8 protein-coding genes are annotated in these 12,384 nt (G+C 62.8%); 5 read left to right on the plus strand and 3 right to left on the minus strand.

Features of this window, described 5'->3' with window-relative positions:
* Nucleotides 1–69: 69 nt before the first annotated feature.
* From ACCQ06_RS19085 to glmS, 3 genes are all read right to left on the minus strand, one after another.
* Nucleotides 70–1,212: a hypothetical protein gene (locus ACCQ06_RS19085; protein ID WP_316688739.1), complete on the minus strand. Its 1,143-nt coding sequence runs from the start codon at nt 1,210–1,212 to the stop codon at nt 70–72.
* A gap of 234 nt (nt 1,213–1,446) precedes the next feature.
* On the minus strand, nt 1,447–1,920 hold the full coding sequence (locus tag ACCQ06_RS19090) for a hypothetical protein (protein WP_104615080.1): 474 nt from the start codon (nt 1,918–1,920) through the stop codon (nt 1,447–1,449).
* A gap of 3,180 nt (nt 1,921–5,100) precedes the next feature.
* The gene (gene glmS, locus ACCQ06_RS19095) at nt 5,101–6,930 is read right to left on the minus strand and encodes a glutamine--fructose-6-phosphate transaminase (isomerizing) (protein ID WP_228323576.1); all 1,830 of its coding nucleotides are present in this window, start codon (nt 6,928–6,930) and stop codon (nt 5,101–5,103) included.
* A 206-nt stretch (nt 6,931–7,136) separates the two neighbouring features.
* Here glmS and ACCQ06_RS19100 point away from each other — a divergent pair, with 206 nt between their 5' ends.
* The 5 genes from ACCQ06_RS19100 (at nt 7,137) to ACCQ06_RS19120 (ending at nt 12,347) form a co-directional block, all read left to right on the plus strand.
* A complete protein-coding gene (locus ACCQ06_RS19100; protein WP_104615077.1) occupies nt 7,137–8,408 on the plus strand; it encodes an efflux RND transporter periplasmic adaptor subunit in 1,272 nt (423 codons plus the stop codon).
* 47 nt (nt 8,409–8,455) lie between these two features.
* Nucleotides 8,456–9,175, plus strand: coding sequence for an ABC transporter ATP-binding protein (locus ACCQ06_RS19105; RefSeq protein ID WP_104615076.1), 720 nt, complete (start codon nt 8,456–8,458; stop codon nt 9,173–9,175).
* Between the two features lie 11 nt (nt 9,176–9,186).
* On the plus strand, nt 9,187–10,482 hold the full coding sequence (locus ACCQ06_RS19110) for an ABC transporter permease (RefSeq protein WP_104615075.1): 1,296 nt from the start codon (nt 9,187–9,189) through the stop codon (nt 10,480–10,482).
* Nucleotides 10,483–10,547: 65 nt separating this feature from the next.
* Nucleotides 10,548–11,756, plus strand: a complete 1,209-nt coding sequence (locus tag ACCQ06_RS19115; RefSeq protein WP_316688740.1) for an ABC transporter permease — start codon at nt 10,548–10,550, stop codon at nt 11,754–11,756.
* 120 nt (nt 11,757–11,876) lie between these two features.
* Nucleotides 11,877–12,347, plus strand: a complete 471-nt coding sequence (locus ACCQ06_RS19120; RefSeq protein WP_228323578.1) for a PDZ domain-containing protein — start codon at nt 11,877–11,879, stop codon at nt 12,345–12,347.
* The last annotated feature ends 37 nt before the right edge of the window (nt 12,348–12,384 follow it).

The following is a 12,384-nucleotide window of genomic DNA, read 5'->3' on the forward strand; positions in this document are numbered from 1 at the left end:
GGATGCGCTGATGCCGATTTTTACAGATCACCGTAGCGGCCGCATGTCCGACCTCACCCGATCTGAAGATCAGTTCGAGGCAGTCACAGTCGCTCTGTCGGGAAACCACTGCGGCAACTGCTCGGCGAATTTTGCAGCGCATTCGTCGCTATAAGCCTGCGCGGCTTCTTTGACCATCGCGTAATCGTTTGCTTCCCACTCTTCCAGCGATGCGGTGCGCGGGGTTGGTATGCAGTCCATCGAAACCGGGCTTGCATTGCGCTTCAAAAAGCCGCTGCGCTCGCCGCCGATCGTCACTGCGTAGCGCAGTTCGTAAGGCGATTTGGTGTCGGCCAGGCTCTGGTAAACAAGCAGCCAGTCGGACATCAACACCTGCAGCGGGAACGGATCCACTGGCAGTGCTGCAGGATGACCGGTGAAGTAGCTCTTCAGATGTGCATTGACCGCATCGCGCTGCAATTGATAGCCGGGATTGCCGACGCCTTCCATCTTCTCGCCTTTCAGCTGGTCCTTGCCGAAGGAAGACGCTACAACGCCGCGCGCGAACAGACTGGTGGCGACCTGCAATCCCACCATCGCGCCGGTATGACCGCGGCGCACCACGCGCAGCATTTCATCGCCGTTAGGCAGACCGTTCGAGCCGACCCGCATGGTGGCATGCAACGGCAGCAGCAACGCCCAATCTGCCGACGGTGCAACGACCGCGGCTGCATCGGCCTGCGCCTGTGACGAGGATTGTCCGTCTGCTACCACCACTAGCGTCCCCGCCTTTGCAGCAGCGACATACGCGATTGAGGTAGAAAGGTCCCCGGCAGCAAACGCGGGCACTACCGCGACAGCTTCTGCATGACGCGTCGGGGTACAGAACGTACTGGAAGCACGCATCTGCGCTGCATGGAAACCGACACCGTTGATCTGGTGCACCACGGCATCCTTGCCGTACTGCTCCACCAGCTTGCCGATCACAACATCCGATGGCGGTTGCTGTGCACAGACCTCGGCAGCGGCGATGCGCGACCAGACGAACTGCAGTGCAGGATCCCAGCCCATCGCATCTTCGCCAACGAAGCCGTGGTCGTAGTGATACGCATAGATGGCAGGGTCGATTTCCTGCAGCGTCATTCCGCCCTCACCGGCATAGCCCGGCGGCAGGTCTTGTGCAACAGCAAGCCCGGACAGTGCCAACAGCACCGCCGCGATACACGTCTTCATGAATCCACGTCCCTCTGGATGATTGCGGCGCGCAGCATGTCCCCCATGCTGCGCGCACGATGCGCCGCAGCGCATCGACGCTACGACGATCAACACTGCAGGGCATTGATCATGGGGTAATGGCACTTACCCGGCGGATCTGCCTGCCGGGGTAGTGTGCGCGCAGACGCGGGCAATCGCAGTCGGGGCGGGCCCGACGCGTGTGTCGGGACCACCCCTGCCCAGGCTCACTGCTCAGGCATGCAAGATCCCGCCCGCTCCAGGTTGCCAATTGGGTGGCGTGCGTAACGCAGCAAGGATGCGAACCAACTCGCGATAACTGTCGGCCAGTTGCGCGAACAGGCTTGCATCGCTGCAGCGGGTGTCGGCGACGTCGGAATAGGCGCCGCGCCCGAGATCGATGAAGTAATCCACGCTGACCCGGCGGCGTTGTGCCAGGCCGGGAAACAGCCCGGCAATCAGCAGACAGCCATCGCCCACATCCCGCAACAAATCGGCACGCACACTGCCGACCTGCTCCTGCGCGTGCAACCACGCCAATGCCTGCGTGCGCGACAACAGATGCGCATCGCGCTGAAAGCGCAGCAACACGAAGACCAGATAATGCTCGCGCGACTCGTCCAGCGGACGTGCGATCCGCTGCCCCGCCTCGCGCACCAACGCCTGCCACAATTCGGCCGGCGCCCCCTGTTTGAAAGACTCGTGCATACGTCCTCCTGCGTGGTGTTGACCCTCGCAAGAAGCTTACGCATAACCTGGGCCAAAGCGTTGGCAGAGGCTGTGGTCGAGCGCCAGAAACCGCTGACCAAGCTGCTGCCGGCCGTCAGGCACGTATATCGACCTGCGCTACTCGCAACAGCAGAGACGTCTGCGCCTTGCGACCACGGCACAACCACGGCGATGCACGCGCCACTCGCGATCGCTGCCTTGCCGATCGCATCGCATCGCATCGCAGAATGATTCCGTCGCGAGGGCGGATGGAAGCGAACGATTTCTCAGCGCGATGCGGCAGCGCGCGACCACCCCACATCGCCACCACATTCCTCAAAGAGTGACTTGGCTCCCGCAGCGAGACATTGGAACCAAGCGAGCACAACTGTGTGACATCTGTTCGCATTCAAACAGCTATGCATCTCTAGGATGGCCGCTGCTCGGCGAGCCCCACGCCACTGAGCATCATGGTTCTGCGGTTCTAGCAGGTGCATGCGCGTGTGCGATGCACCGCTGTCGTCATCCAGCAACAACCGTTGAACCGTCTTGCACGATCCTTGCGCAACGCATCGCGTGGTGGTCGCACGTTCCGGAAGCCCTTCGCTTCCGCATCAGGAGTGATCCGACATGGGTGTAAAAACCTCCAAACTTACGACCTTTATCGCAGTGACCCTTTGCGTTGCCAGCACTGATGGCAGCGCATCCCAACGGCCTGATCTGGGCACTGACCAAGCACGCGCCGGACGCGCGGCTTCTCCTGCATCGCTTGCCTATCCACGGCATGACGAGGTGCCGCCAGGTACCGCAATGACGTTCTGGGCATCGCAGCCGGTCGATCGCAACGAGACGGTCGTCGTGAGCGGCGGCAATCTCAGCCCAACCGCCACAGTGCACCTTACCCGGCTCGACGATGGCGCAGTAGGCAGCCCGTTGGATGTCGCCGACAGCAGCAATAGCGGTTGGATCGACGTGGTGCCGAGCCAGGCCACCGAGCAATCACTCAAGTTTCAGCTACCTGATCGTGCGCGCGGCGTCTACGCGTATCGGATCGTCACCGGCAGCGGGACCGGTGCGACAACGCTGGTGAATGCGCCGGATATCTGGTTCGTGCAAGGCAACGTCGGCGGTGGTGCGTCTCCGGGCGGCAGACTCAACGTCTTCGGCACGGCACTGGGCAGGATGTCGGCATCGAGCCAACCGGTACGGATCGCATTGGTCAGAAACGGAAGCGTGCAGCGAATCCTGAGCGCAGATCCCTCCAATCCGAAGGAAGGCATGTATGTGCAGAGTTTTGCCATTCCCGCCGACGTGCCGCAAGGCGATTATGAGCTGTATCTACACAATGGCTCCGGTGGCCCAAGCGCGTGGAGCCGTTATCAGAATTTCGGCAGCGGACCGGATCGCACGGCGCCGCGCACTACCATCACCAGCATCAACATCGGGTCTGCCACCAATTGGCCGCAAACCCGATGCAACGTCGCGCCGCCCATCGGCAACGGCGCTTCGGACGACGCCAGCTTTGCGGCCGCATTCGCCTGCGCGGCCAATGCAAAGGGTGGCGTGGTGTCCATTCCTGCGGGCAGCTACACCTTGTCCGGCCGAGGCTTCGACAACATCCCCAACCACACCGTCATCGCAGGTGCGGGCAAACAGGCAACCGTGCTGAACTTTCCGCAGGTGGTCGGCAGCAAGGATGCACAGGCGGTGATCTTCAAGGGTGGCTCCACTGCCTACAACCAGGCCAAACAACCTAAATGTGGCCGCCCGATCAATTATGCCGCTGGCGTGTATGGCGTACGCGATCTCTCCATCAACGCGCCGAACCTGCGCGAAGGCAGTGCAATCCTGTTCGAACACATGTCCGTCGAAGACCTGCACTCGATTCCGTTCGTACGCGACTCAATCATCACACTCGGCAAGCCGTCAGATCGGACAAGAACCGATCCGCACACGACCGGCATCAAGGCCAGCGATACGTCCAACTTGCAGATCGCCGGCAACGACATCACCAGTAGCAAACCGATTTTCATGGACGGCAATGTGTATGGCGTGACAGTGCAGGGCAATACCTTGCGTTGGCACGAGACGGCGCTGGCGTTCAACCACGACGCGCAGAACGCGCTCATCACCCACAACAGGAACATTTCCGCAGGGGCGCCCTATTACGGTACACCGTCGGAACTGCAATTCAGCGCGCCAAGCCGGGATGTGTATTACGCCAACAACGCCAATCAATACCCAGTCGACGCCGAGCCCCCACCGTGGCAGCTCACGATGGACGAAGGCACGGGCAACTACTTCGGGAAGGCTGCTGCGGTCTCGGGGAAGCAACTGACATTGGCAAGGCAAGCCATCGATGTGGCGTACCGCTGCGATGCCGACGGCAACTCAGCGATGATCGTTGCTGGAAGAGGCACCGGACAGCAGCGCTACCTGACAGGCAACCCGCTGACTCTCGGCAACACCGTCACCCTAGACAGCGCCTGGCAGATCCCCCCTGATCAGCAATCGGATCTGAGCATCGTGACGACCAATGGCAGGATGCTGTTCGTCAACAACGATTACAACGGGTCCGGCCCTGTCACCAACTTCTATCCATCCGCTGATGTGATCCATGCGTACAACCGTTTTAATCGCTTCGGCGGGAGCCTGGTGCAGGCGAACGGTTTTTACACCGATGCCCAAGCGCTGCTACCCGGTTGGCATTCGCAAATGCTCAACAATGAGGTCACCGCCGAGGCGGCGACGAATCCATTGTCCTCGCAAGACTCGACCGCAACATTCAACGTACAAGGCAGCAATTGGATGATCACCCAAGGCGAAGATCTGCAGAACCGCACGTACACAGGCTCCGTTCTCAGTACCGCCATCATCCGCAACAACCGGTTTGCCACCGGTGCGAGCGGCAGCGTTGGGCTGTGGGATCGGGTGAGCAATTCGCTGCTGGAGAACAACATCGTCCCGGCGTTTCGAATTCAGAATGAAAACGTCAAAGACTCGCTGATCCGCGCCAATCGCACTGCAGGCGGAGGCGAACCGCAGCGCTTGATCAATGAGCCCCGCCCTGGCAACGGCAACATGCTTTGCACAAGCACTGACGCCAGCACCTGCGCGGTACTGAACCGCTGGCGCGCACTCCCGGATGGACGCCGGCGCTGCACGCACGCAGCGCTGGCGTTACTCCACCGTCACCGACTTGGCCAGGTTACGCGGCTTGTCCACGTCGGTGCCGCGCGCCAGTGCGGTGTGATACGCCAGCAGCTGCACCGGGATGGTGTGGATCACCGGCGACAGCACGCCGGCGTGGCGCGGGGTGCGGATCACGTGCACGCCTTCGGACTCGCTGAAGTGGCTGTCCTGGTCGGCGAACACGAACAGCTCGCCGCCGCGTGCGCGCACTTCCTGCATATTGGATTTGACCTTTTCCAGCAGCCGGTCGTTCGGTGCGATCACCACCACCGGCATCGCCGCATCCACCAGCGCCAGCGGGCCGTGCTTCAACTCGCCGGCCGGATACGCTTCGGCGTGGATATAGGAGATTTCCTTGAGCTTGAGCGCGCCTTCCAGCGCGATCGGGTAATGCAGGCCACGGCCGAGAAACAGCGCATTTTCCTTCGGTGAGAAGCGCTCGGCCCAGGCCATGATCTGCGGTTCCAGATTCAAGGCGTGTTGCACGCTGCCGGGCAGGAAGCGCAGCTGCTCCAGATAATCGGCCTCTTCAGCCTCGCTGATGCGGCCCTGCAGCTTGCCCAGCACCATGGTGAGCTGGAACAGCACCGCCAGCTGGGTGGTGAAGGCCTTGGTCGAGGCCACCCCGATTTCGGCGCCTGCGCGTGTGTAGCAAACCAGTTCGCTGGCGCGCGGGATCGCGCTCTCGGGCACGTTGCAGATCGACAACGTATGCAGATGGCCCAGCGATTTTGCGTATTTCAGCGCCTCCATCGTATCCAGCGTTTCGCCCGACTGCGAAATGGTGACGATCAGATGCTTGGGATTGGCGTACGCGGCGCGGTAACGGTATTCGCTGGCGATCTCCACGCTGCACGGCAGCCCGGCAATGGCTTCGATCCAGTAGCGCGCGGTCATGCCGGCGTAATAGCTGGTGCCGCAGGCCAGGATCTGCACGCCTTCGACATCGCGCAACACCGCTTCGGCGTTGGCGCCGAACAGCGACGCCGGGAAGCCCTTCGCATCGATCGCCGCTTCGATGGTATCGGCCAGCGCGCGCGGCTGCTCGTGGATTTCCTTCTGCATGAAATGGCGGAACGGCCCCAGCTCCAGCGATGCCAGCGACACATCGGACAGATGCAGCGAGCGCTCGACCGGCGCGTCGTTGGCATCGAAGATGCGCACGCCCTCGCGACGCAGCTCGGCGGTATCACCTTCTTCCAGGAAGATCACCTGGCGGGTGGCCTGCACGATGGCCGAGACATCGGAGGCGACGAAGTTTTCGCCCTCGCCCACGCCGATCAACAACGGGCAGCCCATGCGCGCACAGACGAACCGTTCCGGCTCGGCCTGGCTCATCACCGCCAACGCGTAGGCGCCGGTAAGTTCCTTGACCGTGCGCTGCAGCGCGCTGAGCAAATCGCCCGCGCCGGCCAGGTGGTGATGGATCAGATGCGCGATGACTTCGGTGTCGGTCTGCGACTCGAAGCTGTAGCCGAGCGCACGCAGCTTTTCGCGCTGTTCTTCGTGGTTTTCGATGATGCCGTTATGCACCAGCGCCACGCCGGCACTGATGTGCGGGTGCGCGTTGGCTTCGGTGACGCCGCCATGGGTGGCCCAGCGCGTATGGCCGATACCCAGCGTTGCGCCGAACTGTTCGGCCTGCGCCGCCTGCGCCATCTCGACCACCCGCCCGGTCCGCCGCACCCGGCGCACCTGCGCGCCATCGAGCACCGCAATGCCGGAAGAATCGTAGCCCCGGTATTCCAGGCGCTTGAGTCCTTCGATCAGGACCGGGACCACATCGCGCCCGGCGATCGCTCCGACAATGCCGCACATAGGGACAGCTCATGAGGAAAGAAGGCCGACATTTTAGCGTGTCCGCTGTTGTCCACTGCATGACCGTGCCCGGACAGCGTGTCCGCGCCGGTGTCCGCGGACACTGCGGACACTTACCTGACCGCCCCGAATTTCTTTTATATCAATCACTTGGAAGTTGGCACGCACCCTGCTTTGTCAACCCGACGCCACCGAGCACGCCGACCATGATTCGTGATACTTCTGCCCAGGACCAGGTTCTCCGTACCCACGCCGGCAACGCGCCGTGGCGTCGTTGGCTGTGGCCCGGCGTCGCCACCGTGGCGGTGCTGGCCGGTATCGGTTGGGCGATCAGCGCGTGGAGCGCGGGCAGCAGTTCGTTCGATGCCAGCCGGGTGCGGATCGCCACGGTGAGCCAGGGCGATCTGGTGCGCGACATCGCCGCCGACGGCCGGGTGATCGCCGCCAACAGCCCGGTGCTGTACGCCATCTCGGCCGGCACAGTAACGCTGAGCGTGGTGGCCGGCGATGTGGTCAAGCAGGGCCAGGAGCTGGCGCGCATCGACAGCCCCGAGCTACGCAGCAAGCTGGCGCAGGAACAAGCCACGTTGGCCGGACTGGAAGCCGAGTCCAGCCGCGCAGGGCTGGACGCCACGCTCGCCCGTGCCAACGCCAGCAAGCTCACCGACCAGGCCAAGATCGACAAGCAGGCCGCCGCACGCGACCTGGAGCGCTATCAGCGCGGCTTCGATGGCGGCGCGGTGCCGCAGGTGGAGCTGGCCAAGGCGCAGGACACCTTGAAGAAAACCGACATCGATTTGCAGCACGCCGAGCGGGATGCGTCGTTGAAGAGCCAGGGTGCGGATCTGGATTCGCGCAACAAACGTTTGCTGGCCGACCGCCAACGCGCCGTGGTGGCCGAAGTGCAACGCCAGGTCGACGCACTCACGCTGCTGTCGCCGTTCGATGGTCAGGTCGGCCAGGTGCAGGCGGTGCAACACACCCAGGTGGCGGCGAACGCACCGATCCTGGGGGTGGTGGATCTGTCCAAGTTCGAAGTGGAGATCAAGGTGCCGGAAAGCTTCGCGCGCGATCTGGCGATCGGCATGCCGGCCCAGCTCACCAGCGGCAGCGGCGAACCGTTCCCCGGCGCCATCTCGGCGGTGTCGCCGGAAGTGGTCAACGGCGAAGTCACCGCACGCATCCGCTTTGCCGACAAGCAGCCGCCGGGGCTGCGCCAGAGCCAGCGCATGAGCGCGCGTGTGGTGATGGATACGCGTCGCAATGTGCTCAAGGTCGAGCGCGGCCCGTTTGTCGAGCAATCCGGCGGCAGCTACGCCTACGTGATGGAGGGCAATACCGCGGTGCGCCGCCCCGTGCGCATCGGCGTCAGCAGCCTGGGCGAAGTGCAGGTGCTGTCCGGGCTGCAGGTCGGCGACCGCGTGGTGGTGTCCGGTGCAGATAATTTTGGCGACGCGCCGCGCGTCACCGTTCACTGATTCGTTCAATCCTCTTCGTCGCACTCTCTTTCGCAAAGGAATCGGCAATGCTCAAGATGCAAGCGGTCTCCAAGGTCTTCCGCACCGAACAGGTGGAAACGCACGCGCTGCGCTCGTTGGACCTGCATGTGCGCGAAGGCGAATTCGTCGCGGTGACCGGGCCGTCGGGTTCGGGCAAGACCACCTTCCTCAACCTGGCGGGACTGCTGGAGACCTTTACCAGCGGGCAGTATCTGCTGGATGGCGAAGACGTCAGCCATCTCTCCGACGACGCGCGTTCGCGGTTGCGCAATCAGAAGATCGGTTTCATCTTCCAGGGCTTCAATCTGATCCCCGACCTCAACCTGTTCGACAACGTCGACGTGCCGCTGCGCTATCGCGGCATGCCCGCGTCCGAGCGCAAGCAGCGCATCGAAGAAGCCTTGACCAAGGTCGGGTTGGGTTCGCGCCTGAAGCATTACCCCACCGAACTGTCGGGCGGCCAGCAGCAGCGCGCCGCCATTGCACGCGCGCTGGCCGGCAGCCCGCGTCTGCTGCTGGCCGACGAACCCACCGGCAACCTCGACTCGCAAATGGCACGCGGGGTGATGGAGCTGTTGGAAGAAATCAACAGCCAGGGCACCACCATCGTGATGGTCACCCACGACCCGGAACTGGCCGCACGCGCGCAGCGCAACGTGCACATCGTCGACGGCCAGGCCACCGATCTGGAACGCAATCCCAGCCTCATGCGCGCGCCCGCCGCCACTGCAAGCCTGGCCGAATGAGGAGCGCCCCCATGTTCGGCTATTACTTCAATCTCGCGCTGCGCAGCTTCCGCCGCAACAAGGTGCTCACCGCGCTGATGGTGCTGGCGATCGCGCTGGGCATCGGCGCCAGCATGACCACCTTGACGGTGTTCTACATCCTGTCTGGCGATCCACTGCCCGGCAAGAGCCAGACCATCTTCATTCCGCAACTGGATGCACGCTCGCTTGATCACCGGAGTACGGAAGCACTCGAGCAGTTCACACGGTTCGACGCAGAAGCCTTGCTCCGCGAGAAACGCGCCGATCGACAGGCGATGATGAGCGGCGGTGACGTTGCTGTGGAACCGGACAATGCATCCCTGCGACCGTTTTCGCTTGACGCGCGCTACACCTCTACCGATTTTTTCCCGATGTTCGACGCGCCTTTTCTCTATGGCGGCGCCTGGTCGACCAGCGATGACGGCAGCCGCGCGCGCGTGGCAGTGCTGTCAGAAACGCTGAACAAGAAGCTCTTCAACGGCGAAAACAGCGTGGGCCGCACCGTGCGCGTGAATCGCAACGCGTTGCGCGTCGTCGGTGTCCTCAAGGACTGGCGTCCGACTCCGAAATTTTACGACCTCAACAAAGGGAGCTATGCCAAGCTCGAACAGATCTTCATTCCCTTCAGCACCGCGATGGAGTTGAAATTTGCCACCAGTGGCTCGCGTTCCTGCTGGGGGTCGAGCAGCGCGGAGAAAAAAGGCATCGATGAGCCCTGTGTATGGGTCCAGTATTGGGTCCAGCTGGACACTCCCCAGAAGGCCATCGCTTACCGCCAATACCTGGAAAACTATTCGGATCTGCAACGGCGTGCCGGTCGCTTCGAGCGACCCAACAATGTAGAGCTGCGTAGCCTGATGGAATGGCTGGACTTCATGAAAGTGGTGCCCAGCGATGTCCGCCTGCAGACCTGGCTTGCATTCGGGTTTCTGCTGGTCTGCCTGGTCAACACCATCGGCCTGATGCTGGCCAAATTTTTGCGGCGCAGCGGGGAGATCGGTGTGCGCAGGGCGCTTGGCGCGACCAAACGCAGCATCTTTGCGCAAGCGCTGGTGGAGGCCGGGACGATCGGATTGACCGGCGGCCTGCTGGGTCTCGGCCTGGCCGGCCTGGGGCTCTGGGCCGTACGACAACAGCCCAGCAGCTACGCCGATCTCGCGTATCTGGATCCAGCCATGCTGCTGAGCACCTTTGTGATGGCTCTGCTCGCCAGCATCCTGGCTGGAATGCTGCCGGCATGGCGAGCCTGCCAGGTCGCGCCGGCCATTCAACTCAAGTCCCAGTGACGCCTTGGCGTCCGGTGCGACCTTCGTCGCATCGGACGCAGCCAGCAACCAGAAAGGACACTCTCATGGAAATCCGCCCCATCCTGTCCACGCTGCAACGGCACAAGACCGCTGCTGCGTTGATCGTGCTTGAGATCGCACTAAGCTGCGCCATCATCTCCAACGCGTTGTTCCTCATCGGCAACCGGATAGAGCGTATACAGCGCCCCAGCGGCCTGGCCGAAAACGAAATCGTGAGCATCAGCATCGCTGGCATCGGCGAAGATCAAAACGCCAATGCACTGACCGAAACCGACCTGGCTGCGCTACGCAACATCCCGGGAGTGAAGTTTGCCTCCTCGGTCAGCCAGGTCCCGTTCGGCGATAACATGTGGGTCACCGGTATCAACCTGACCGCTGATCAACGGGTCCCGACCGCTGACCTCAACGCCTACACCGGCGATTCCCAAATGCTCGATACGCTCGGCCTGCGGCTGGTGCAGGGGCGGCGTTTCACCGAAGGCGAATTCAGCTGGAGCAATGACAAGAAGGCCACGGTTCCCAGCGTCATCCTGACCAAGAGCGCAGCGGAAAAATTGTTTCCCGGGCAATCGGCATTGGGTAAATCCATCTACACCGGAGACACGCCGAGCAAGATCGTCGGCATCGTGGAGCACCTGGCGCGTGTCAACGACTACGGTGGGGCGACTGTCTACGACGACTCGATGCTGTCCCCTGTCAAAATTGCCTACAGCGAGGGACATCGTTACCTGCTGAGGACCGATCCGGACCGACGCCAGGAGGTATTGCGTCAAGCGGTCGCGATCCTGGAGAAGAACAGCAACAGTCGCATCATCCAGAAGAAAAAGACGCTGGAAGAAATGCGTCGCGACTTCTATCGCCAGGATCGCTCCATGTCCTGGCTACTGGTCACCATGAGCATCGCCCTGCTGATCGTCACCGCGCTGGGCATCGTCGGTCTTGCCAGCTTCTGGGTGCAGCAGCGCACCAAGCAGATCGGCATTCGCCGTGCACTGGGCGCCACGCGCGGGCAGATCCTGCGCTACTTCCAGATCGAGAATTTCCTGTTGGCCTCGATCGGGATCGTGCTCGGCATGTTGATGGCCTACTCGATCAACCTGTGGTTGATGGCGCGCTACGAATTGCCACGCCTGCCGTTGATCTACCTGCCGATCGGCGCGCTCACATTGTGGCTGCTGGGCCAGATCGCCGTGTTCTGGCCGGCACGTCGCGCGGCGCTGGTGCCGCCGGCAGTCGCTACGCGCAGCGCCTGAGCAGGCCATGGGACGCTGCCTCAAGCCCATCACCACACCCTGGCGCCCGGCGATGCCGGCCGCAGGTCAACTGCGCATGCCGACAAACCGCGATACTTCCCTCCCAAGGACTCTCTCCCTATGCGTCAGATCGTCTATCCCCGCAGCGTCGCCGCTGTACTCGCCATCGCTGCGATGAGCGGCGCGCTGCATGCCGGCAGTGACGCCTCCGTACGCCCCACTGCGCAGACGCGTAGCCAAGTGACTGAGCGCACCGCACTGCGCATCGACGATCATCAGCTGCGCTGGCGCCACAACGCACAGACGCTGGTGCTGACCGCCACAGACGCCGGCCTGCTGGTCACGCAGGCCAGCGAGTCGCTGGCACTGCAGCTGCGCAAGGGCGATACCCTGCGCGCAGCCGATGGCCGCGGCATCGCCACCGTGGAAGAACTGCTGCACGCATTACGCGCTGCAGCCGGCCGTCCAGTGCAGGTCCAGGTGGCACGCGGTCAGGCACCCTTGAGCCTTACCTGGACCGCGCAGATGTATGCATCGCTGCTGCCACCATTGCCGCCTGCGCCACCGGCACCACCACAAGCGCTGCGGTAGCCATCGCTTGCAGCCGGGGCATGCGCGCCAGCCTGTC

Origin of the sequence: Xanthomonas sp. NCPPB 4467 (genome assembly GCF_041475665.2) — a bacterium.
GTDB lineage: Bacteria > Pseudomonadota > Gammaproteobacteria > Xanthomonadales > Xanthomonadaceae > Xanthomonas > Xanthomonas dyei.

Coding starts and splice junctions, on each gene's coding strand:
- ACCQ06_RS19105 (WP_104615076.1), top strand. CDS start 8,456: ATGCTCAAGATGCAAGCGGTCTCCAAGGTCTTCCGCACCGAACAGGTG.
- glmS (WP_228323576.1), bottom strand. CDS start 6,930: ATGTGCGGCATTGTCGGAGCGATCGCCGGGCGCGATGTGGTCCCGGTC.
- ACCQ06_RS19085 (WP_316688739.1), bottom strand. CDS start 1,212: ATGAAGACGTGTATCGCGGCGGTGCTGTTGGCACTGTCCGGGCTTGCT.
- ACCQ06_RS19120 (WP_228323578.1), top strand. CDS start 11,877: ATGCGTCAGATCGTCTATCCCCGCAGCGTCGCCGCTGTACTCGCCATC.
- ACCQ06_RS19110 (WP_104615075.1), top strand. CDS start 9,187: ATGTTCGGCTATTACTTCAATCTCGCGCTGCGCAGCTTCCGCCGCAAC.
- ACCQ06_RS19090 (WP_104615080.1), bottom strand. CDS start 1,920: ATGCACGAGTCTTTCAAACAGGGGGCGCCGGCCGAATTGTGGCAGGCG.
- ACCQ06_RS19100 (WP_104615077.1), top strand. CDS start 7,137: ATGATTCGTGATACTTCTGCCCAGGACCAGGTTCTCCGTACCCACGCC.
- ACCQ06_RS19115 (WP_316688740.1), top strand. CDS start 10,548: ATGGAAATCCGCCCCATCCTGTCCACGCTGCAACGGCACAAGACCGCT.